Below are 21,908 nucleotides of genomic sequence, written 5' to 3' on the forward strand. Positions count from 1 at the left end.
GAACGACGCACCGGCCAACCGACACACGCCGCCGTAGAACGGTCAGGACATGACGATCCGCGACAGGGCGGCTTCTGGAAGGAACACCCGAAAGTGAAGCTTTCGCGCAAGAACGGGCTTCGCGCCTCCGCGATCGGTGCCCTCGTCGTCTCCGGTGCGCTCGTCCTCTCGGCGTGTGGCTCGGACAACAACACGGAGACCCCGACGAAGGGCGGCGGCACCAAGTCCTCCGCCGCCGCGTCGAACATCGCGTGTGACGGCGCCAAGGGCCAGCTCCTCGCCGCCGGCTCCAGCGCGCAGAAGAACGCGATGGACCTGTGGGTCAAGAACTTCCAGGCCGCGTGCTCCGGCGTCGAGGTCAACTACCAGGCCATCGGCTCCGGCGGCGGCATCACCAAGTTCAACCAGGGCCAGGTCGCCTTCGCCGGCTCGGACTCCGCCCTCAAGGACGAAGAGGTCGCCGAGTCGCAGAAGATCTGCAAGGGCGGCAAGGGCGTCAACCTGCCGATGGTCGGCGGTCCGATCGCCATCGGCTACAAGCTGGAGGGCGTGGACAACCTGGTCCTGGACGCCCCCACCCTGGCCAAGATCTTCGACACGAAGATCACCAAGTGGAACGACCCGGCGATCGCCAAGCTGAACCCGGGCGCGAAGCTCCCCGACACCACCATCCAGGCCTTCCACCGCTCGGACGAGTCGGGCACCACCCAGAACCTGGGCAAGTACCTCTCGGCCACCGCGAAGGCCGACTGGAAGTACGACCCGAAGACGAAGTCGTGGCCCGCCCCGGGCGGCCAGGCCGCCAACGGCTCCTCCGGCGTCGCCACCGCGGTCAAGGACGCCGAGGGCTCCATCGGCTACTTCGAGCTCTCCTACGCGACGGCCAACAAGATCTCCACGGTCAGCATCAACACCGGTGCCGCCGCCCCGGTCGCCGCCTCCACGGAGAACGCCTCGAAGGCCATCGCCGCCGCCAAGGTCAAGGGCACCGGCAGCGACCTGGCCCTCTCCCTCGACTACACGACCAAGGCCGAGGGCGCCTACCCGATCACCCTGGTCACGTACGAGATCGCCTGCGACAAGGGCAACAAGGCGGAGACCCTGCCGACCCTGAAGGCGTTCCTCACCTACACCGCCAGCGAGGAGGGCCAGAAGGTCCTCTCCGACGCCGGCTACGCCCCGCTCCCGGCCGAGATCGCGGCCAAGGTCCGCGCGATCGTCCCGACCCTGTCCTGATCCCCGGCCGGGCCGGCCCCTCACCTCCCGTGGAGGGGCCGGCCCGGCATCCGGTGCACCGCCGCCAGGGCCCCCGTACCCCCGCAGGGGACGTACGGGACCCGCAGACCGGAGAAAACCGATGGCTACCACCACACCCGACATACAGGGGAGCCGGGGCGCCAAGAGCGCGACCCGCCCCGGGGACCGCATCTTCAGCGGCCTGTCCCGAGGCTCCGGCATCACCCTCCTCGTGATCATGGCCGCGATCGCGGTCTTCCTCACCTACCGTGCCGTCCTCGCCGTCTCGGACGACAGCACCAACTTCTTCACCACCTTCGAGTGGAACCCGGCGGGCAGCCCGCCGGTCTTCGGCATCGCCGTCCTCGCCTTCGGCACGGTCGTCTCCTCGGTCATCGCGATGCTCATCGCCGTGCCCGTCGCGATCGGGATCGCCCTCTTCATCTCGCACTACGCCCCGCGCAAGCTGGCCAAGCCGCTCGCGTACGTCGTCGACCTGCTCGCCGCCGTGCCCAGCATCATCTACGGCCTCTGGGGCGCGATCTTCCTCGTCCCGTACCTGGACGGCCTCAACAAGTGGCTCGACCAGTACCTGGGCTGGACGTACGTCTTCGACAAGTCCAGCGACGGCGTCGCCCGCAACCTCTTCACCGTGGGCATCCTGCTGGCGATCATGATCCTCCCGATCATCACCAACGTGACCCGCGAGGTCTTCCTCCAGGTCCCGAAGATGCACGAGGAAGCCGCCCTCGCCCTCGGCGCCACGCGCTGGGAGGTCATCCGCATGTCGGTGCTGCCCTTCGGCCGCTCCGGCATCATCTCCGCCTCCATGCTGGGCCTCGGCCGCGCACTCGGCGAGACGATGGCCGTCGCCGTCGTCCTCTCCCCCAGCTTCGTCCTCTCGGGCCACCTCCTCGACCCGGGCGGCGGCACCTTCGCCCAGAACATCGCCGCGAAGTTCAACGAGGCCAACGAGTACGGCCGGGACGCGCTGATCGCCTCCGGCCTCGTCCTCTTCGTCATCACCCTGCTGGTCAACGGCGCCGCCCGCTGGATCATCGGCCGCCGCAAGGAGTACTCGGGGGCCGCGGCATGAGCCACGCCATACAGGAACGTCCGGTCTCGGCGGCCCCGCGCCGCGGGTCCCTCTCCCACGCCCGGCTCCCCCGCTGGTCCCCGGCCGCCATCGCCGTCGGCTCCATCGCCGGAGGCATCGGCACCGGCCTGGCCGCCGGCTGGCACAGCAAGGTCCAGTGGGGCCTGACCGCCGCGCTCCTCTTCGTCCTCGTCACCTTCGCCGTGACCACCAAGGTCGAGGGCAGCCGCCAGGCCAAGGACCGCGTCGCCACCAGCCTCGTCTGGGTCTGCTTCGTCCTCGCCGTCGTCCCGCTGCTCTCCCTCGCCTGGGTCACGATCAGCAAGGGCCTCGACGTCCTCGACGGCTACTTCCTGACCCACTCGATGAACGGCGTCCTCGACGCCGAGGCCGGCGGCGGCGTCTACCACGCGCTGCTCGGCACCATCGAGCAGGTCGGCATCGCGACCCTGATCGCCGCCCCGATCGGCCTCCTCACCGCCGTCTACCTCGTCGAGTACGGCAACGGCAGCAGGCTCGCCAAGGCCGTCACCTTCTTCGTCGACGTCATGACGGGCATCCCGTCGATCGTCGCCGGCCTCTTCGTCCTCGCCACCTGGAACCTGATCCTGGGCTTCGGCCCCTCCGGTTTCGCCGGCGCGATGGCCCTCGCCATCCTGATGATGCCGGTCGTGGTCCGCTCCACCGAGGAGATGCTCAAGCTCGTCCCGAACGAGCTCCGCGAGGCCTCCCTCGCCCTCGGCATCCCCAAGTGGCGCACCATCCTGAAGGTGGTCCTGCCCACCGCGATCGGCGGCATCACCACGGGCGTCATGCTCGCGGTCGCCCGCATCACCGGTGAGACGGCCCCGGTCCTGCTCCTCGTGTTCGGCACGAAGCTCATCAACCCGAACCCGTTCGAAGGCGCCCAGTCCTCCCTGCCGCTCTACGTGTACGAGCAGTACGCGGTCGGCACCGACGCCGCCGTGGCCCGCGCCTGGGCCGCCGCGCTCGTCCTGATCGCCTTCGTCATGATCCTCAACCTGGTGGCCCGCGGCATCGCCCGCTGGAAGGCCCCCAAGACCGGCCGCTGACGCGGCACACTGGAAGTGATTGATATGGCCAAGCGAATCGACGTCAGCGGCCTCTCCGCCTACTACGGCGCCCACAAGGCGATCGACGACATCTCGATGACCGTCGAGCCCCGCTCCGTGACGGCCTTCATCGGCCCCTCCGGCTGCGGCAAGTCCACCTTCCTGCGCACCCTGAACCGCATGCACGAGGTCACCCCCGGCGGCCGCGTCGAGGGCAAGGTGATGCTCGACGACGAGAACCTGTACGGGACGAACGTCGACCCCGTCGCCGTGCGCCGCACGGTCGGCATGGTCTTCCAGCGCCCGAACCCCTTCCCCACCATGTCGATCTTCGACAACGTGGCGGCGGGCCTGCGCCTCAACGGCAACTACAAGAAGTCGCAGCTCGCCGACATCGTCGAGCGGTCCCTCAAGGGCGCCAACCTCTGGAACGAGGTCAAGGACCGCCTCAACAAGCCGGGCTCCGGCCTCTCCGGCGGCCAGCAGCAGCGCCTGTGCATCGCCCGCGCGATCGCGGTCGAGCCGGACGTGCTGCTGATGGACGAGCCCTGCTCGGCCCTCGACCCGATCTCCACCCTCGCCATCGAGGACCTGATCGGCGAGCTGAAGGAGCGCTTCACGATCGTCATCGTGACGCACAACATGCAGCAGGCCGCCCGCGTCTCGGACCGCACGGCCTTCTTCAACCTGGCGGCCGTCGGCCAGCCCGGCAAGCTGATCGAGCTGGACGACACCGAGCGCATCTTCTCCAACCCGAGCGTCCAGGCGACCGAGGACTACATCTCCGGCCGCTTCGGATAACCCAGACCCCATGCGGCTCCGCCGCGTGGCCGTCCTGCGGTGCTGCATGGCGGTGCCACCGCAAGACGAAGGGCCCGGCTCCCCCACGGGGGAGCCGGGCCCATCGACGTACGAAGGCCCTACCCGAAGACCAGCTGCACCGCGTAGTAGCTCACGGCGGCGACGATCGCCGCCGCCGGCATGGTGATGAACCAGCCGAGGACGATGTTCTTGGCGACGCCCCAGCGGACCGCGTTGACCCGCTTCGTGGCGCCCACGCCCATGATCGCCGAGGTGATGACGTGGGTCGTGGAGATCGGCGCCTTGAAGATGAAGGCGGTGACGAACATGATCGATGCGCCCGTCGTCTCCGCGGCGAAGCCCTGCGGCGGGTCCAGCTCGATGATCTTGCGGCCGAGGGTCCGCATGATCCGCCAGCCGCCCGCGTACGTACCGAGCGAGAGCATCACGGCGCAGGCGAACTTCACCCACACCGGGATCGGCGCGTCCGCGCTCTGCACGTCGCCGATGACCAGGGCCATCACCACGACGCCCATCGTCTTCTGCGCGTCCTGGAGACCGTGGCCCAGCGCCATGCCGGCGGCCGAGACGGTCTGCGCGATGCGGAAGCCGCGCTTGGCCTTGTGCGGATTGGCCTTGCGGAACATCCACAGGATCGCGGTCATCACCAGGTAACCGGCGATCAGACCGACCACCGGCGAGAGGAACATCGGGATGACGACCTTCTCCAGGACACCCGACCAGATGACCTCCGTGCCCCCCGCGAGCGCCGCGCCCACCATGCCGCCGAACAGGGCGTGCGAGGAGGACGAGGGAAGACCGAAGTACCAGGTGACCAGGTTCCAGACGATCGCGCCGAGCAGGGCGGCGAAGAGGATGCCCATCCCCGAATTGCCCGTCGGCGTCTCGATCAGGCCCTTGCTGACGGTGTGCGCGACACCGCTGCCGAGGAAGGCGCCGGCGAGGTTCATGACCGCCGCCATCGCCAGCGCCGCCCGGGGGGTCAGCGCCCGGGTCGACACCGAGGTGGCGATGGCGTTGGCGGAATCGTGGAAGCCGTTCGTATACGTGAAGCCGAGCGCGACCCCGATGGTCACGATCAGAGCGAAGGTGTCCACGAAGCTCAGGACTCCTTGACCGCGATGGTCTCCACCGTGTTGGCCACGTGCTCGAAGGCGTCGGCCGCCTCCTCCAGCACATCCACGACCTGCTTGAGCTTCAGCACCTCGATGGCGTCGTACTTGCCGTTGAAGAGGTGGGCGAGCAGCTTGCGGTGGATCTGGTCCGCCTGGTTCTCGAGGCGGTTGACCTCGATCCAGTACTCGGTGAGGTTGGACATCGTCCGCAGGTTCGGCATGGCCTCGGCGGTCAGCACCGCCGCCCGGGCCAGGACCTCGATCTGCTGCTCGACACCCTTGGGGAGCTCTTCGATGTTGTAGAGGACGACCAGGTCGACGGCCTCTTCCATGAAGTCCATGATGTCGTCGAGGGACGAAGCGAGGGAGTAGATGTCCTCGCGGTCGAACGGTGTGATGAAGGAGGAGTTCAGCTGGTGGAAGATCGCGTGGGTGGCGTCGTCACCGGCGTGCTCCGCTGCCCGCATCCGCTCCGCGATCTCGGCCCGGGCGGAAGGCTCCGCTCCGAGCAGTTCCATCAGGAGCTTGGAGCCCGTGACGATGTTGTCCGCGGACGCGGCGAACATGTCGTAGAAGCTCGTCTCCCTGGGGGTCAGACGAAATCGCACGTGAGGTCCTCGGGTGTGCTGGGTTTCGGTCAGGCTGATGCTAGGCGCATCATCCGGCCACGGCTAACCGGCGTCTCTCAGTGTCGCCCATCGGGCACAGTGAACTGCACGGGCCCCCGCCCGGACCGGCGGGGATCGGTACCATATACCCACGAGGGGTATACACCCCCTTTTATGGACAACGGGAGGACGCGATGACGACCACCGAGACGGACCAGGTCACCCCCGAGGCCGTCGGGGCCGTCGGGCCGGCCGACCACGCGCACGGGCACGACCACGGCGTGCACGGCTACCACAAGCAGAAGGACGAGCACCTCAAGCGGCTGCGCCGGATCGAGGGCCAGATCCGCGGCCTCCAGCGGATGGTCGACGAGGACGTCTACTGCATCGACATACTCACGCAGGTCTCCGCCTCGACGAAGGCGCTCCAGTCCTTCGCCCTCCAGCTCCTGGAGGAGCACCTGCGGCACTGCGTCGCGGACGCGGCGGCCACCGGCACGGGCATCGACGAGAAGGTCGAGGAGGCCACGAAGGCCATCGCCCGCATGATGCGCACCTGAGAGGGGGTGGACCGGGCCTCGCTCTCAGAGGTCCGCCGCCACCCGCAGCACCTCGTCGATCCGGTCGGCGCTGAGCCGCTCCCCGTCCGCGGCCGACGCCGCGATGATCAGCTCGCCGCAGAGCTCGATCTCCGCGAGGGCGACGCAGTCCGGGTCTGCGGGCACGGTTGCTGTACCGGGCGGGGCCACGCGCATCCACCTCTTCCTGCCGGCGTCGGTCTCCCAGCGGTCCCCCAGCGTAGGTACGGCGACGCGTACGGCGCATGACACGTCTGGACCATTTGCCGATGGCCCGTGCCGCCACCGGGCCCGGCCCCGGCTCGGGCTCCGCCTCGGCCACCGGCTCGGGCTCCGCCTCGGCCCCCGGCTCAGGCCCCGATCTTCCCCGCGTAGATGTCCCGGTGGTCCGGCAGCGTCACCTCGACGGGAACCCCGAAGCCGTACAGCAGGGTCGTCGAGGCGACCGCGACCGTCCGGCCCTGGTTGCTGAAGCTGAACCGGTGGCGCACCTTCCGCAGCCGCCCCTCGCCGTCGAGGTACGCGTCGAAGGGAACCGCGTCCTCGGCGAACCCTTTCGCCGCCGCGGCGAGCGCCCCCCGCACCTGCGGCGAGGCGGCCCGGGCGGCGTGCGCGAGGTCGGCGACGCCCCGGTAGTGGCCGACTTTCACCCCTGCCAGATCGACCTCGCCGAGGTACGTGACCTCGCGGGCGCCCCGCAGCAGCTCCGCCGCGGCGGCCGGGTCGGTGGCGCCGTTGGTGACGAGGTTCCCGTCGTCGAGGGCGGCGGTGTCGACGCGGACCCACTTGTCGGCGGGCACCCCGGCGCCCCGGTTCTTCATGTAGAGCGCGCCGGGGGTGAGGAGCTCGGTGATCGGCCGGTGCTCGCTCGCCCCCGCCGGGTCCTTCGGCAGCAACACCTGGAGCCGCCCGGTGCGGCGCCGGAAGTCGTAGCCGCCCTCGCCCCGGATGGTGACCCGGGTGCCGCCGGCGGCCATCTCCATGGAGGTGCTCGCCTTGGAGGTCCCGGCCCGCACCAGGGCGTCGGCCGCGCTCCGCACGGCGAGGGCGGGGTCGGCGGCCGCCGCCTTCGGATCCTCGGGGGCGGCGCAGCCCGTGACCGTGGCGGCCCCGACGAAGGAGCCGACCAGGACGGCGGCGACCGCCCCGCTCCCGAAGCCCCGCGGACTCCCGTACCGCTGCACCACCATCGCCGCCAACCCCCAACGCCTCACCGCTGTTTGCCCGGCACCGCCCTTCCCCGGGGCCCGCGGGCCCGGGGGCACCCGATCCGCATAACGACGCCGGGGGCGTGCCGTCACGCGCAGTACGGTGGTGGGGTGCACGCGCAGGCTTCCTCCCACACGACCACGACGACGGAGCGCGGATCGTTCGCGCTGGCACGGTGCAGTTGCGGCTGGACGGGCCCGGCCCGCAGATCCCGCGACAAGGCCCGCACGGACGCGGCGGAACACCTGCGGACCATCGGCTCCTAGGGGCTGCCCTCCGGACCGGGCCGCACTCCTCGATCGGTCCTGGTCCGCAAGACGGTCCCTAGGCGGCCAGGTCGTTCTGGCCGGTGCCGGCGGCGGGGCCGCCGAGCCGGGGCTCGGGGATGCCGACGGTCTCGTGGCGGCGCGCCGCGTCGCCCCGGCGGGAGCGGACCAGCCGGGCGCCGCGGCCGGAGCGGGCGACGGCGGAGACGAGGGGCGTCAGCAGGGCGAGCGCGACCGGGGCGAGGAGCAGCGCCACGGCCGTGCCGAGGGCGAAGCCCCCGATGACGTCGGTCGGATAGTGGACGCCCATGTAGACCCGGGCGAAGCCCTCGGCGAGGGCGAGGGCGATGGCGGCGAGGCCGAACCGGCGGTGGGCGACGAAGAGGCCGACGCCGAGCGCCATCGCCAGCGTGGCGTGGTCGCTGACGAAGGAGAAGTCGGTCTTCCCGTCGACGAGGACCTCGAGGCCCTGGTGGTCCCGGAAGGGCCGGGGGCGCTCCACGAAGCCGCGGATGGGGATGTTGACCAGCAGGGCGATGCCGGCCGCCAGCGGGGCCCACACGAGCCCGGCGACGGCCGAGACGGAGTCGGCGAGGGTGCCGCGCCTGCGGACGCTCCACCAGCACCAGAGCACGACGAGGACCATCGCGAGCACGATCCCGTACTCGCCGACGAACTCCATGACGCGGTCGAACCACGGCGGAGCGGCCTTGGCCAGTCCGTTGATGTCGTAGAGCAGGCCGACATCGGGGTTCGAGCCGTCCGATGCGAGTTCAGCCATCTGCTGCGGCCCCTTGCTCTCGTGTCTGGTTTCCAACCCCCGTGGTCAGAGCGGTCGGATCGGGGAACGAACCGCCTGAGGCGTACGTTCCGCTCTCTCCGGTGGATCATGCCGACGTTATCGAAGAGTGACGGCCCCCCGCAGCCCAGGGCCTGCGCATGACGGAGAGTTCCGGCCATGCCCCATACGCCCCGAAGGCCGCCCGACGGGCCGTCTCCTCCCCTCAGGTCCCCGGAAGATGGGTGGGCAGAGCCGCCGCGCCCTCCTGGGTGACCCGGGTGGCCCCGAAGTAGTCCGGGGTGTCGATCCGGTCGAAACGGATCACGGCCCCGGTCCGCGGGGCGTCGATCATGTAGCCGCCGCCGACGTAGATGCCGACGTGCCGGATGGCCCGGGAGTTCGTCAGGTCGTCCGAGAAGAACACGAGGTCGCCCGGGAGCAGCTCGTCCCGGCTCGGGTGCGGGCCCGCGTTGTACTGGTCGTTGGCGACGCGCGGCAACTGCACGCCGACGCTGTCGTACGCGGCCTGGGTGAGCCCGGAACAGTCGAAGCGCCCGTTCTGCGCGGCCGTGCCCGTACCGCCCCAGAGGTACGGCGTGCCCAGCTTCTCCTGCGCGTACGTGATGGCGCCCGCGGCCTGCTGCGAGGGCGCGACCCGGCCCACCGGCCGGGCGAAGCTCTTCTCCAGGGACCGGATGATGCGGACGTAGTTCTGCGTCTCGCTGATGGGCGGCACCCCGCCGTGCCGGATGACCCGGTACGCGCCCGCGTTGTACGCGGCCAGCATGTTGTCCGCCGGGTCCCCGGGAACGTCCTTCACGTAGCCGGCGATTTCGCAGTCGTACGAGGCGGCGGACGGAATGGCGTCCTGCGGGTCCCAGATGTCCCGGTCCCCGTCCCCGTCCCCGTCGATGCCGTGCCCCGCCCAGGTGCCGGGGATGAACTGGGCGATGCCCCGGGCATCGGCCGGGGAGACGGCCCGCGGGTTCCAGCCGCTCTCCTGGTAGAGCTGGGCGGCGAGCAGCGCCGGGTTGATGGCGGGGCACAGGTTCCCCCACCGCTGCACGAGCCCCTGGTAGAGCGCGGGAACGGCCCCCTTGGCGAGCGCGACGGCCCCGCCCCCGCCACTCACGCCGCCGGCGATACCGGCCGCCGCGGAGTACGTGCCGACGACGAGCAGCGCGACGAAGCCGAGACACACCCCCAGCCCCCCGCCGGCCCACCACCACGCCTTGCCAGCCCTACGCACCGTCAACCACCCCTCGGTTCATGGCAGTACGTCCGGGCGGTCAGTCTAGGCGTCGGGGCGCCGCGAGGGGATGGCGTCTGACGCGGCCCCAAGAGTGCAACAACGACAATCATTGCCCGGAGTCACTCTCCGTGATACACAGAGTGACCATACGCTTCTTCGCATGGAAACCGGCCACACCACCGCAGGTCAAGACGGTCGGACCGGTCAAGTGTGCGGGGATCGGGTAAAGAGAGCCGCCAAGCCGTCACACATGGGCGGTTTCATCAGCGAAGATAGGGCGATGACCCATGCCGTCCGGCAGGGGCGCACAAGTACCCAACAGGGGCGGTGAGTTATATGTACCTGGCGGCCGAAAAGGGCGACATCAACACCATCATCGGTGGAATCGCCCCCAACTGGGGACCTTTCGGGAGCCTGGGCGCCGAAGCCAAGGTGATGATCGAGGTCGTGATGGCCGTGGCCATCCTGCTCTGCCTCGGCATCGCCATCTGGGGAGCGGCCAAGCAGCGCATCGGCGCGACCGCCCTCCGGGACACGTTCAGCGCGGAACAGGGCAAGGGCCTGATCGTCGCCGGTCTGACCGGCGTCTTCATCATCGGATCGCTGGGAACGCTGTTCACCATCGTGTACGGGATGGCCGTCTGATCTCCCGTCGGACCCGACCCTCCTGAGAATGCGTTCCCTGATGCCCAGTCATGTTGAAGCACGGCCGTACCCGCGAACGAGTGAGGGGGCGTACCCGGCATGAGTCCCGGCGACGAGCACGACAGCTTCGGCGGCGTGGGCGGCTCGGGCCAGACCCGGACCCGCCTGCCCGAGGGCAACGGCGGCGACGTCTACGGCGGCGCCCGCCGCCCCGTCCGCAGCTCCCGATCCCTCATCACGGTCGTGGGCGTGATGGTCCTCCTCGTCGCCGCGATCGCCTTCGCCAACCGCGGCGACGGCGAACCGGCGGACGCGGCCGGCGCCCGCTCCGGCACACCGGACAGGACCGCCCCCACCGCCGCGACGGGCGTCCGCCCGGTCACCGGCAAGAACGGCGCGATCCCCACGGGCTACAGCCACGACGACCAGGGCGCCCAGAGCGCGGCGACGAACTACGCGGTGGCGCTGGGGTCGGTCGACATGTTCCAGGCCGGTCCCCGCGAAGGCATCGTGCGCGCCATCCACGATCCCAAGGTCGCGGACGACCTCGTGCGGGAGCTGAACGCCGCCTACACGGCCGACTTCCTGGCAGGCATCGGACTCGACGCCAACGGCACCGCTCCCTCCGGTCTGACCTTCGTGTCCCGCACGATCCCGGTCGGCGCCAAGGTCCGGGACTACACCGACACCTCCGCGACCGTCGAGGTCTGGTGCACCGGCCTGGTCGGCCTCGCCGGCACGGGCTCGACCAAGCCGGTCACGTCCACCTGGTTCACCCTCACGGAGAAGCTCACGTGGGTCGGGGACGACTGGCGCGTGGAGTCCTCCACCCAGAGCGAAGGCCCCACGCCGGTCAACGGCGACAACCGCGCCTCCACGGCCGACGAGATCGCCGAGGCCGTCCAGGGATACGGAGGGTTCACCTATGCCCGCTAGCCGAAGCCTGGCGGGTCGCGCGACGGCCGCACTCGCCGTCGCCTTCCTCAGCGCACCGCTCCTGCTCGCCTCCAACGCCCAGGCGGCGCCCACGCCGACCCCGCCGGGCCCGACGCCGACCCCGAGCGCCAGTGCCAACCCCTGCCGCCTCATCGTGGGGCAGGCACGGGACCTCTGCGAGAAGGGCCAGACCAACGGCGGAGCCGGCAAGACCACCGTCACCGACCCCACCACCGCCCTCGACCCCCTCACCTCCCTCTCCCGCGGCTTCGCCGACGCCGCCGTGGCGACCGTCGACTACCTCTCCAAGGCCGTCAAAGAGACCGTCGACGTCGACTTCACCAACACCGCCTTCCTCGGCCGCTACGCGATCGTCTTCGCCGCCTCGACCGTCCTCACCCTCCTCCTCTGGCTCCTCGCCGTCGCCAAGCGGGCCGTCCGCGGCGTCCCCCTCACCACGGCCCTCTCCGAAGCCATCGGCTTCCTCTGGCTGACGGTCCTCGCCTCCGCGTTCACCCCCCTGATCCTCTACACCGTCGTCAACGCCACCGACGCCGTCACCGAGGTCATCGCCTCCGGCACCGGCCAGCAGACCGACATCTTCTTCGGCAGCTTCAAGGAGGCCCTCCAGAAGGGCGACAGCATCGGTGGCGGCCCCATCATGCTGATCATCGTGTCCCTGGTGACCGTCCTCGCCGCCGGCGTCCTCTACCTGGAGCTGTTCCTCCGCGCCGTCATGCTGTACGTCGGCGCGCTCCTCGGCGTCGTCGTCTACTCCGGCCTGGTCGACAAGAACATGTGGGGCCACGTCCGCCGCTGGGCCGGCATCATGATCGCGATCATCCTGGTCAAGCCGGTCATCGTGATCGTCCTCGGCCTCGCCGGCGCCCTCTCCTCCGGCACCGGCCCGAACTCCTTCTCCGCCGTCGTCTCCGGCCTCGCGATCATCCTGCTCGCCATCTTCGCCTCCGCGATGATCTACCGCTTCGTCCCCGGCTTCGGCGACGAGATCGCCGCCTCCCGCAACAACCGCCTCCACCGCGCCGGTGAGAACGCGGCCGCGGCCGTCATCTCCTCCCCCGCGTCCCTCGTCTCCCAGGGCATCAAGACCCACAGCACCCGCGACAGCGGCGGCGGCCAGTCCCAGGGCTCCGCCCCCCGCCCCGCCAACCCCCTCTCCGGCGGCATGGCCGCGCACAGCAGCCGCGGCGGAGGCGGCGGCACCGGGGGCACCGGCGGCGCGACGCCCCCGCCCCGTAGCAGCAGCCCCACCGCGGGCACCCCGCACAGCAACCGCAAGAACTCTGGAGGTGCAGGGCGTTGACGACCCAGTCCCAGCCGGTCACGCCCCGCCGCACGTATCTCATCGGCCGCGCCCGGCCGAACGCGATCGTCGGCAAGAACCGCGAGACCGGCGAGATCGCCCTGATCATCGTCGGCGCCTTCCTCGGCATGATGAGCGGACTCCTCGTCCCCGCCCTCCCCCTGCGGATCGCGCTCCTCGCGGGCCTGCCCATGCTCGCGATCGCCGCCGTGTACCTCCCGTACAAGCACCGCACCTTCTACAAGTGGTTCGAGATCAACCGCAGCTACAAGCGGATGCTCAAGCGCGGCACGGCCTACCGCTCCGTCGCCCACGAGGCCGGCACCCGCATCGACGGCCGCGAGGTCGAGGTCGGCCCGCCCCCCGGCATCGGCAACATCGGCTGGCTCTCCGCCCCCTTCGGCCCGGACGAGATCGCCGTCCTCCTCCACGCCGACCGCCGCACCGTCACCGCCGCCATCGAGATCGAGGGCCCCGGCGTCGGCCTGCGCGACAGCGAGGACCAGGAGGCCCTGGTCGACCGCTTCGGCACCCTCCTCAAGCACGTCGCCAACGGCGACGGCTTCGTCACCCGCCTCCAGATGCTGGCCCGCACCCTTCCCGCCGACCCCGACGCGCACGCCAAGGACGTCGGCCAGCGCGGCGACCCGCACGCGCCCGCGTGGCTCCAGGAGTCGTACGACCAGCTCCAGTCGATGGTCTCCACCTCCAGCGAGCAGCACCGCGCCTACCTCGTCGCCTGCATGCACTACACCCGCGAGCTCGCCGCCGAGGCCAACGCCATGGCCCGCGCCGCCCGCCACGCCTCCGGCGCCCGCAAGCTCGACCGCGACGCGGGCCTCGCCGTCGTCATGGCCCGCGAGCTCACCGACATCTGCGCCCGCCTCGCCGAGGCCGACATCCGCGTCCGCCAGCCCCTCGGCCAGTCCCGCCTCGCGTCCCTCGTCCACTCCATGTACGACCCGGACCACCCCATCGACCACATCCAGGCCATGACGAAGCGGAACGCCTGGCCCGCCGAACTCGACGCGATGGAACCCACGTACCTCCAGGCGAAGACCCGCGAGTCCTCCACCCGCGCCCCCTGGTGCCACGCCACGGCCTGGGTCAAGGAGTGGCCGATGACCCCCGTCGGCGTCAACTTCCTCGCCCCGCTCCTCGTCCACACCCCCGACGTCATCCGCACGGTCGCCGTCACCATGGACCTGGAGCCCACCGAGGTCGCCATCGAGCGGATGCTCACCGAGAAGACCAACGACGAGGCCGACGCCAGCCGCGCCGCCAAGATGAACCGCACGGTCGACCCGCGCGACATCGCCGCCCACGGCCGGCTCGACCAGCGGGGTGAAGATCTCGCCAGCGGCGCGGCGGGAGTGAACCTCGTCGGGTACATCACGGTGTCGTCGCGTTCGCCCGAGGCCCTCGCCCGGGACAAGCGCACGATCAGGGCCTCCGCCGGCAAGTCGTACCTGAAGCTGGAGTGGTGCGACCGCGAGCACCACCGGGCCTTTGTGAACACCTTGCCGTTCGCGACCGGCATCCGCCGCTAGGGCCGAAGGGGCACAGACCCATGCGAGATCCGCTGTCCGTCCTCACCGAAGCCTTCACCTCCTTCCTCTTCGGGAAGGTGGAGACGACCCGCCTGCCCGTCCGCACCTCCACCGGGCAGGCCCAGGCCGTCTACCTGCCGACCGCCGCACCCGGCCTCGGCGACTCCGGCGTCATCATCGGCCGCGAGGTCTACAGCGGGAAGGGCTACATCTACGACCCCTTCCAGCTGTACGGTCAGCAGCTCCCCGCCCCGCACTGGCTGGTGCTGGGCGAATCCGGCAACGGAAAGTCGGCCCTGGAGAAGACGTACGTGCTCCGCCAGCTCCGCTTCCGCGACCGGCAGGTCGTCGTCCTCGACGCCCAGGGCGAGGACGGCGTCGGCGAATGGAACCTCATCGCCCAGGAGCTGGGGATAACCCCCATCCGCCTGGACCCGATGGTCGCCAACGACTCCGGGATCCGCCTCAACCCCCTCGACCCGTCGATCACCACGACGGGCCAGCTGGCCCTCCTCCGCACGATCATCGAGGTGGCGATGGGCCACGGCCTCGACGAGCGCTCCGGCTTCGCGCTCAAGGTCGCCCACGCCCACGTCACCGAGCACACCACCGACCGGCAGCCGATCCTCACCGACATCGTCGAACGCCTCCGCCACCCGGAGGCCGAATCGGCCGAGGCGATGAACGTCGACATAGACGACGTACGGGCCTGGGGCCTGGACGTCGCCCTCGTCCTCGACCGCCTCGTCGACGGCGACCTGCGCGGCATGTTCGACGGCCCCACCACGGTCGGCATCGACCTGGACGCCCCGCTCATCGTCTTCGACCTCTCCCACATCGACCGCAACTCCATCGCCATGCCCATCCTCATGGCGATCGTCGGCGTCTGGCTGGAACACACCTGGATCCGCCCCGACCGGAAGAAGCGCATCTTCCTGGTCGAGGAGGCCTGGCACATCATCAACAGCCCCTTCGTGGCCCAGCTGTTCCAGCGGCTCCTGAAGTTCGGCCGTCGCCTCGGCCTGTCCTTCGTCGCCGTCGTCCACCACCTCAGCGACGTGGTCGACGGAGCGGCGGCGAAGGAAGCCGCAGCCATCCTCAAGATGGCCTCCACCCGCACCATCTACGCCCAGAAGGCCGACGAGGCCCGCAACACGGGCCGCGTCCTGGGCCTCCCCCGCTGGGCCGTGGAGATCATCCCGACCCTCACCCCCGGCATCGCCGTCTGGGACGTCAACGGCAACGTCCAGGTGGTCAAACACCTCATCACCGAGAAGGAACGCCCGCTCGTCTACACCGACCGCGCCATGACCGAATCCTCCGTCGCGGACCCGGAACTGGAGTGGGAGACGGAGCAGCGGGCGATCCTCATCGAGCAGCAGATGAACGGCACTTCACAGTCGACGGTGGCGTAGATGGAACAGGCGCGGAAGGGAGGCGGAGGGATCTCCGACGGGCTGCTCCTCAGCCTGATCGCCCTCCTCCTCGGCCTCACGGTCCTGGTGTGGACGGCCACCGGCCTCGCCGGCCTCCTCACCCACGGCGCCTGGCCGCGGGGGATCGCCTTCACGGGCACCCCCTCGGCCCTGCGCTCCCTGGCGACGGCCCCGACGGACCTCCCGGCCGCCTGGCCGGCGACCCCGCCGGAGCAGCTGTCGGGGTACGGCCTCTTCTGGGGCCTGGTGATCGGCGAGGCGATGATCCTGATGGTCCTCGCCGTCTTCGTCCTCGGCACCCTGGCCCGCTGGCGCGCGGTCCGCGCGAACCGGAAGGCGGGAACGTACGAGACGACTCCCGCACGGGTACGGGAGGAGCCCCCCGCGCCCCCGGCCCCGCGCCACCCGACGGAGGAACTCCCCCCGGATCCGACACCGGCCCCGGCCCCGACCCCGACAGCGACGCCAACACCGGTGCCGGCAGCGGCACCGGCACCAGTGATCGCCCCCGCCCCTGCCACCGCCCCGCTCGCCCCCATAGCCACCCCCCGCACCCTCTACGGCCCCCCGGAGACCCGCCGCCCGGCCGCCGCACAGGCGATCCTGGACGCCGAGGGCCCGGTCCTGGTCGTCACCTCCGACCCCGCCGTCTGGTCCTCCACCAAGGACGCGCGCGGCAAGCTCGGCCCGGTCCTCGTGTACGACCCCGGCCACCTCTGCGACACCCCCGCCCGGCTCCACTGGTCACCGTCCGAGGGCTGCGAGGACCCGGCGGTGGCGCAGGAACGCGCGACCGCCCTGCTCGCCCCCGTGCGCCCGCACTCCCGCCTCGACGCGGCCACCGCCGACACCGCGGAGACGCTCCTGCGCTGCTGGCTGCACGCCGCCGCCGCCGACGGCCGCCCCTTCCGCCAGGTCCACCGCTGGGCACAGGGCGCGGGCGCCCACGAGCCCGTACGCATCCTCCGCAGCCACCCGAAGGCCGCCTCGGGCCTGGCGGGCCTCCTGGAGTCGGCGCTCACCGCCCACCCCGAAAGCCGCCGCCTGGCACAGGAACTGACGGCCCGTGCGCTCGCCTCCCTCTCCTCGATCCACATCAGGGAGGCATGCGTACCGAATCGAACTGATTCGCTGGCACTCGCATCTTTCCTCGCCGAAGGGGGCACGCTCTACGTGGTGGGCGAGGCGATCGAGGATCCCCGCACCCACCCCGGCGCGATGCCGCTCCTCACGGCCCTCGCCGCAAGCGTGGTCGAGCACGGCCGCCGCATGGCCGCACGGTCATCCGACGGTCGGCTCGACCCACCACTGACCCTCGTCCTCGACGACGTGGCCGCCGTGGCCCCCCTCCCCCAGCTCCCGGACCTCCTGGCGACGGGCCACGCCCAAGGCCTCCCGACCCTGGCCCTGATGCGCTCGGAGGAACAGGCGAAGAGCCGCTGGCGAGTCGTGGGCAGCCGTTCCGCCGGGGCGGAACGGGTGGGCACAACGGACGGGGCCCCCGGCCGCGCCTAGGCTCCCGCGCCTGACCCCGCGCCCGCCGAAGGCCGCACCACCTCGTACTCAAGCTCCAGCGCCGATTCGGACCCCGGCACCGCCACCGCCTCCCCCGTCGCCACGAACCCGAACCGCCGGTAGAACGCCGCGGCCCGCGCGTTCTCCTCGTGCACGTACAGCCGCACCCGCTCGATCACCGGCTCGGTCAGCCCCCAGGACCACTCCACCCCCGCCCGGAACAGCGCGTCGATCACCCCGGTCCCGCGCGCCTCGGGGCGCACGTACACGCCCACGATGTGCGTCTGCTCCACCTTCGCCGCCTCGCCGAACCGCACCTCGTCCGACGGCCGCTCCACGAGCAGCGAGATCGTGCCCGCCCAGCTGCCGTCCGGGGCCTCGGCCACGAACTGCCGCACCTTCCCGGCGCCGCTCTCGGACGCGCCCTCCGCCCGCTCCTTCCAGAATTCGTCGGACCGCCCGACGGCCGCCTCGTACGTGTCGAGAAACGCCAGGTGAGCGATCGGGTCCTGAAGGGCCGCCAGCCGGATCTCGCGGGTCTTCTCCCACTCGTCGGCGCGGATGGTGCGTATCGAATAGTCCATGCCGCCGATCCTGGCGAGCCCCACACCCCCCTGACAAGGCCTTTTCTCCGAAGCACGAGGCACGAAGCGCCAAGCACCAAGCACCAAGCCCGTCGTACCCGGGTACTACGCCCGCCCCCGCACACCCGTCCCCGGTCCGACGCCCCGCCCCCGCCCGCTCCCTAGCGTCGAAGGCATGATCCGAGCAGAGAACCTCACCAAACGGTACGGGGACACCACCGTCGTCCAGGACCTCAGCTTCACCGTCCACCCGGGCTCCGTCACCGGCTTCCTCGGCCCCAACGGCGCCGGCAAGTCCACCACCCTCCGCATGATCCTCGGCCTCGACGCCCCCACCCGCGGCCACGCCACCGTCGACGGCCGCCCCTACGCCGCCCACCGCGCCCCGCTCACCCACGTCGGCGCCCTCCTGGAAGCCCGCTCCGTGCACCCCGGCCGCTCCGCGCACCACCACCTCATGGCGCTCGCCCACACGCACGGCATCCCACGCGCCCGCGTGGAGCGGGTCCTCGCCCTCACCGGCCTCACCCACGTCGCCCACCAACGCGTCAAGGGCTTCTCCCTCGGCATGGGCCAGCGCCTCGGCATCGCCGCCGCGCTCCTCGGCGACCCGGCCACCGTCGTCCTCGACGAACCGGTCAACGGCCTCGACCCGGAGGGCGTCCTCTGGATCCGCACGCTCCTCAAGAACCTGGCGGCCGAGGGCCGTACCGTCCTCGTCTCCTCCCACCTCATGAGCGAGATGGCGCTCACCGCCGACCGCCTGATCGTCATCGGCAAGGGCCGTCTCCTCGCCGACACCACCGTCGACGAGCTCGTCCGCGCCTCGGGCGGCACGAGCGTCAAGGTCGTCACCCCGGAGGCGGACCGCCTGCGCGCACTCCTCCCCGACGCCCGGATCACCGCGGAGGGACCGGACACCCTCCTCGTCGCCGGCCTGGAGGCGCCGGAGATCGGCCGTGCGGCCGCCGCCCACGCCGTCCCCCTCCACGAGCTCACCCCGCAGGCCCCCTCGCTCGAGCAGGCGTTCATGGACCTCACCCGCGACTCCGTCGAGTACCAGGGGGCCTCCGCATGACCACCCCCGCGATCACCCCGGCCCGAGTCCTCCGTTCCGAGTGGCACAAGCTCCGGACCGTCCGCTCCACCTGGATCACCGTCCTCACCTCCGCCGCGCTCCTCCTCGGCGTCGGCATCCTCATGGGCGCCACCTACACCTCCGGCGGCGGAGACTCCGACGTCGACACCGTCGTCCTCACCTTGTACGGCTCCCAGCTCGGCGGCATCGCCCTCGCCGTCCTCGGCATCCTCGTCACCGCCGGCGAGTACGCGACGGGCATGATCCGCGCGACCCTCACCGCCGTCCCGAGCCGAGTCCCGGTCCTGTGGGCGAAGGCCACGGTCTACACGGTCACGGTCTTCACGACCTCCCTCCTCACCGCCCTGCTGACCTTCCTCACCGCCCAGGTCTTCCTCGCCGACACCGACCAGGCCGCTTCCCTCACCGACGACGGCATCCTCACCGCCATCGCCGGCAACGCCGCCGGCGTCACCCTCCTCGGCCTGATCGCCCTCGGCCTCGGCGCCGCCCTCCGCTCGGTGCCGGGCGCGATCGGCGCCTTCGTCGGCGGGGTCCTGATCCTCCCGGAGATCCTCGGAACGCTTCCGTACGAGGTGATGGACACCGTCGTCCGGTACTTCCCCACGCAGGCGGTCGGCGTCCTCGGCTCCGCGATCCCGCTCCCGGGCGCCGCCTCGCCCGGCGCGGCCTTCCTGGCCCTCCTTCTGTGGGCGGCCGCGGCACTCGCCGTCCCCGCCCTGTTGCTGAAGCGCCGCGACGTATGAGGAAGATGACGGGGTGACCACGGACACGGAGGAGACGCCGCGGCCGCCCGGTACGACGGGCCCGAGCAGACACGCCCAACGCCTCCTCGCCCGCATGCGGGCCTTCGACGGGAACCGCCCCTGGGCGTGGGACACCGCGGTGACCCTCCTCTGGACGGTCGCGGCCCTCGTGGACGCGGCCGGCGGCTGGCGGAACACCGCCCGCGACCCGTCCGTCCCGTCCTGGCTCGTGGTCACCCTGTCCCTGGCCCTCGCCGTACCGCTGTACTGGCGCCGGCGTCACCCCACGGCCGTCCTGGCGGTGATGGCCGGCGCGACCCTGGTCAGCGACGGTTCGGGGGCCTTCCTCCAGGCCGCGTACCTCCAGATGCTCCCGCTCTTCCACATCGCGCTCAGCCGCCCGCCCCGCGCACTCCTGTGGTCCCCGGCCCTGATCCTGCCGCCGCTCGTGACGGGAGCGGTCCGCTTCCCCTCGGGTTCCTGGGACCAGCGCGTCGTCCCCACCCTGTGGGCGTACGCCCTGGTCGCCCTCCTCGGCATCGTGGTCCGCTCCCGCAAGGACCACACCGCCGGCCTCGTCGACCGGGCCCGCCGCCTGGAGATCGAACGCGACCAGGAGGTCCGGCTCGCGGCGGCCGCCGAACGCACCCGCATCGCCCGCGAGATGCACGACATCATCGGCCACAACCTGTCCGTCATCACCGGCCTGGCGGACGGCGGCCGCTACGCGGCGGCCAGGAACCCGGAACGCGCCGCCCAGGCCCTCGAAGCCATCGGCACCACGGGCCGCCAGGCCCTCGCCGAACTCCGTCGCCTCCTCGGCGTCCTGCGCGACGACGAGGAGGACGCGGCCCGCGACCCCCAGCCCACCCTGGCCGACCTCGACGCCCTGATCACCGGCGTACGGAAGGCAGGCCTGCCCGTACGTTTCGAAACCCACGACGAACCGCCCGCACAGCCCCTTCCCCCGGGAGCCCAGCTGACGGTCTACCGCGTCGTCCAGGAAGCCCTGACGAACACCCTGAAGCACGCGGGCCCGGAAGCGAAGGCGCGGGTGATCCTCACGTACACACCGCACGACGTACGGGCGGAGGTCACGAACACCGGTGAGACGACCCCGACCCCCACCCCGGGCCGGGGCCAGGGACTCACCGGAATGCGCGAACGCGCTGCCCTCTACGACGGCACACTCGACTGCGGCCCGCTGCCGACCGGCGGCTGGGCCGTCCGACTCCGACTCCCCCGGGAGGACATCCCCTCGTGACGACCGTTCTCATCGCGGACGACCAGCCGATGCAACGCTTCGGCTTCCGCATGCTGCTCGAGAGCCAGGACGACATGACGGTCGTCGGCGAGGCCTCGAACGGCACGGAGGCGATCCGCCTGGTCGACCGGCACCACCCCGACGTCGTCCTGATGGACATCCGGATGCCCGGCCTGGACGGCATCGAGGCCACGCGCCGCGTCGTCGCCACCGGTGCCCGGACGCGGATCCTGATCGTCACGACCTTCGACCTCGACGAGTACGCGTACGACGGCCTCCGCGCCGGTGCCAGCGGCTTCCTGGTGAAGGACGCCCAGCCGGAGGAGCTCCTCGCGGGCATCCGAGCGGTGGCCGCCGGCGACGCGGTCGTCGCCCCGAGCCTCACCCGCCGTCTCCTGGACGCCTACATCCACCACCTGCCGCCGTCCCCCACGGCGCCCCCACAGCCCGAAGACCCCCGTCTCGCCTCCCTCACGGACCGGGAGCGGGAAATCCTCACGGTCGTCGGAAGGGGCTGGAGCAACACGGAGATCGCGGAACGCCTCCACCTGGCCGAGTCCACGGTGAAAACCCACGTGGGCCGCATCCTCGCCAAAACCGGCGCCCGGGACCGTGTCCAGGCGGTCATCCTGGCCTACGACACCCACCTCGTCACGCCGGCCTGAAAAGGCCCGGAACGCAAAAATGCCTCAGCCCCCGGACAGGGTCCGGGGACTGAGGCTAAAAATTGTTCGGCGGCGTCCTACTCTCCCACAGGGTCCCCCCTGCAGTAC

General features: G+C 71.2%; 23 protein-coding genes. 16 read left to right on the forward strand and 7 right to left on the reverse strand.

Annotated elements, in window-relative coordinates:
* The first annotated feature begins 93 nt into the window (after nucleotides 1-93).
* The 4 genes from pstS (at nucleotide 94) to pstB (ending at nucleotide 4,206) form a co-directional block, all read left to right on the forward strand.
* Nucleotides 94-1,236 carry a phosphate ABC transporter substrate-binding protein PstS gene (gene pstS / locus IE180_RS32670; RefSeq protein ID WP_190160560.1) on the forward strand — a complete coding sequence of 381 codons (1,143 nt, stop codon included), beginning with the start codon at nucleotides 94-96 and terminating at the stop codon, nucleotides 1,234-1,236.
* A gap of 121 nt (nucleotides 1,237-1,357) precedes the next feature.
* A complete protein-coding gene (pstC, locus tag IE180_RS32675) occupies nucleotides 1,358-2,332 on the forward strand; it encodes a phosphate ABC transporter permease subunit PstC (RefSeq protein ID WP_190160561.1) in 975 nt (324 codons plus the stop codon).
* Nucleotides 2,329-3,405, forward strand: a complete 1,077-nt coding sequence (gene pstA / locus IE180_RS32680; RefSeq protein ID WP_190160562.1) for a phosphate ABC transporter permease PstA — start codon at nucleotides 2,329-2,331, stop codon at nucleotides 3,403-3,405. The genes pstC and pstA overlap by 4 nt, the downstream gene beginning before the upstream one ends.
* A gap of 24 nt (nucleotides 3,406-3,429) precedes the next feature.
* Nucleotides 3,430-4,206 (forward strand): phosphate ABC transporter ATP-binding protein PstB, encoded by a 777-nt coding sequence (pstB, locus tag IE180_RS32685; protein ID WP_093874921.1) that lies wholly within the window; start codon nucleotides 3,430-3,432, stop codon nucleotides 4,204-4,206.
* A gap of 119 nt (nucleotides 4,207-4,325) precedes the next feature.
* Here pstB and IE180_RS32690 read toward each other — a convergent pair whose 3' ends face one another.
* Nucleotides 4,326-5,324: an inorganic phosphate transporter gene (locus IE180_RS32690; RefSeq protein ID WP_190160563.1), complete on the reverse strand. Its 999-nt coding sequence runs from the start codon at nucleotides 5,322-5,324 to the stop codon at nucleotides 4,326-4,328.
* A gap of 5 nt (nucleotides 5,325-5,329) precedes the next feature.
* The gene (locus IE180_RS32695; RefSeq protein WP_190160564.1) at nucleotides 5,330-5,950 is read right to left on the reverse strand and encodes a DUF47 domain-containing protein; all 621 of its coding nucleotides are present in this window, start codon (nucleotides 5,948-5,950) and stop codon (nucleotides 5,330-5,332) included.
* 194 nt (nucleotides 5,951-6,144) lie between these two features.
* Between IE180_RS32695 and IE180_RS32700 the strand changes: the two genes are divergently transcribed.
* Nucleotides 6,145-6,510 (forward strand): metal-sensitive transcriptional regulator, encoded by a 366-nt coding sequence (locus IE180_RS32700; RefSeq protein ID WP_229861134.1) that lies wholly within the window; start codon nucleotides 6,145-6,147, stop codon nucleotides 6,508-6,510.
* A 24-nt stretch (nucleotides 6,511-6,534) separates the two neighbouring features.
* Here the strand turns inward: IE180_RS32700 and IE180_RS32705 are convergent, their stop codons facing one another.
* Nucleotides 6,535-6,780: a hypothetical protein gene (locus IE180_RS32705; protein WP_190160585.1), complete on the reverse strand. Its 246-nt coding sequence runs from the start codon at nucleotides 6,778-6,780 to the stop codon at nucleotides 6,535-6,537.
* 98 nt (nucleotides 6,781-6,878) lie between these two features.
* Nucleotides 6,879-7,718 carry an SCO4651 family lipoprotein gene (locus tag IE180_RS32710; protein WP_190160565.1) on the reverse strand — a complete coding sequence of 280 codons (840 nt, stop codon included), beginning with the start codon at nucleotides 7,716-7,718 and terminating at the stop codon, nucleotides 6,879-6,881.
* 129 nt (nucleotides 7,719-7,847) lie between these two features.
* On the opposite strand from IE180_RS32710, the gene IE180_RS32715 reads away from it, so the two are divergent.
* The gene (locus IE180_RS32715) at nucleotides 7,848-8,003 is read left to right on the forward strand and encodes a hypothetical protein (RefSeq protein WP_190160566.1); all 156 of its coding nucleotides are present in this window, start codon (nucleotides 7,848-7,850) and stop codon (nucleotides 8,001-8,003) included.
* Between the two features lie 58 nt (nucleotides 8,004-8,061).
* Here the strand turns inward: IE180_RS32715 and IE180_RS32720 are convergent, their stop codons facing one another.
* Both IE180_RS32720 and IE180_RS32725 read right to left on the reverse strand, forming a co-directional pair.
* Complete coding sequence (locus tag IE180_RS32720; protein ID WP_190160567.1) at nucleotides 8,062-8,784, reverse strand: phosphatase PAP2 family protein; 723 nt, start codon at nucleotides 8,782-8,784, stop codon at nucleotides 8,062-8,064.
* 223 nt (nucleotides 8,785-9,007) lie between these two features.
* The gene (locus tag IE180_RS32725) at nucleotides 9,008-10,033 is read right to left on the reverse strand and encodes a C40 family peptidase (RefSeq protein WP_190160568.1); all 1,026 of its coding nucleotides are present in this window, start codon (nucleotides 10,031-10,033) and stop codon (nucleotides 9,008-9,010) included.
* Nucleotides 10,034-10,372: 339 nt separating this feature from the next.
* Between IE180_RS32725 and IE180_RS32730 the strand changes: the two genes are divergently transcribed.
* From IE180_RS32730 to IE180_RS32755, 6 genes are all read left to right on the forward strand, one after another.
* Nucleotides 10,373-10,681 (forward strand): DUF8827 family protein, encoded by a 309-nt coding sequence (locus IE180_RS32730; protein WP_093874928.1) that lies wholly within the window; start codon nucleotides 10,373-10,375, stop codon nucleotides 10,679-10,681.
* Between the two features lie 99 nt (nucleotides 10,682-10,780).
* Nucleotides 10,781-11,617 carry a hypothetical protein gene (locus IE180_RS32735; RefSeq protein ID WP_190160569.1) on the forward strand — a complete coding sequence of 279 codons (837 nt, stop codon included), beginning with the start codon at nucleotides 10,781-10,783 and terminating at the stop codon, nucleotides 11,615-11,617.
* Nucleotides 11,607-12,941, forward strand: coding sequence for a hypothetical protein (locus tag IE180_RS32740; RefSeq protein ID WP_190160570.1), 1,335 nt, complete (start codon nucleotides 11,607-11,609; stop codon nucleotides 12,939-12,941). Before IE180_RS32735 ends, IE180_RS32740 begins: the two co-directional genes overlap by 11 nt.
* Complete coding sequence (locus IE180_RS32745) at nucleotides 12,938-14,491, forward strand: SCO6880 family protein (RefSeq protein ID WP_190160571.1); 1,554 nt, start codon at nucleotides 12,938-12,940, stop codon at nucleotides 14,489-14,491. The genes IE180_RS32740 and IE180_RS32745 overlap by 4 nt, the downstream gene beginning before the upstream one ends.
* Nucleotides 14,492-14,511: 20 nt before the next feature.
* Nucleotides 14,512-15,906 carry an ATP-binding protein gene (locus IE180_RS32750; RefSeq protein WP_190160572.1) on the forward strand — a complete coding sequence of 465 codons (1,395 nt, stop codon included), beginning with the start codon at nucleotides 14,512-14,514 and terminating at the stop codon, nucleotides 15,904-15,906.
* Nucleotides 15,907-17,442 (forward strand): type IV secretory system conjugative DNA transfer family protein, encoded by a 1,536-nt coding sequence (locus IE180_RS32755; RefSeq protein ID WP_229861135.1) that lies wholly within the window; start codon nucleotides 15,907-15,909, stop codon nucleotides 17,440-17,442.
* Here the strand turns inward: IE180_RS32755 and IE180_RS32760 are convergent.
* A complete protein-coding gene (locus IE180_RS32760; protein WP_190160573.1) occupies nucleotides 17,439-18,026 on the reverse strand; it encodes a GNAT family N-acetyltransferase in 588 nt (195 codons plus the stop codon). The two genes, IE180_RS32755 and IE180_RS32760, sit on opposite strands and share 4 nt — an antisense overlap.
* 175 nt (nucleotides 18,027-18,201) lie before the next feature.
* On the opposite strand from IE180_RS32760, the gene IE180_RS32765 reads away from it, so the two are divergent.
* Genes IE180_RS32765 through IE180_RS32780 form a run of 4 tightly spaced genes read left to right on the forward strand, consistent with a single transcriptional unit; the run spans nucleotide 18,202 to nucleotide 21,800 of the window.
* Nucleotides 18,202-19,104, forward strand: a complete 903-nt coding sequence (locus IE180_RS32765; protein ID WP_190160574.1) for an ABC transporter ATP-binding protein — start codon at nucleotides 18,202-18,204, stop codon at nucleotides 19,102-19,104.
* Nucleotides 19,101-19,871 carry an ABC transporter permease gene (locus tag IE180_RS32770; protein WP_190160575.1) on the forward strand — a complete coding sequence of 257 codons (771 nt, stop codon included), beginning with the start codon at nucleotides 19,101-19,103 and terminating at the stop codon, nucleotides 19,869-19,871. The genes IE180_RS32765 and IE180_RS32770 overlap by 4 nt, the downstream gene beginning before the upstream one ends.
* 13 nt (nucleotides 19,872-19,884) lie before the next feature.
* Complete coding sequence (locus tag IE180_RS32775) at nucleotides 19,885-21,135, forward strand: sensor histidine kinase (protein WP_229861137.1); 1,251 nt, start codon at nucleotides 19,885-19,887, stop codon at nucleotides 21,133-21,135.
* Entirely contained in the window at nucleotides 21,132-21,800 is a 669-nt protein-coding gene (locus IE180_RS32780) for a response regulator (RefSeq protein WP_190160576.1), read from the forward strand. The genes IE180_RS32775 and IE180_RS32780 overlap by 4 nt, the downstream gene beginning before the upstream one ends.
* The last annotated feature ends 108 nt before the right edge of the window (nucleotides 21,801-21,908 follow it).

Source organism: Streptomyces litmocidini (assembly GCF_014649755.1).
GTDB lineage: Bacteria > Actinomycetota > Actinomycetes > Streptomycetales > Streptomycetaceae > Streptomyces > Streptomyces litmocidini.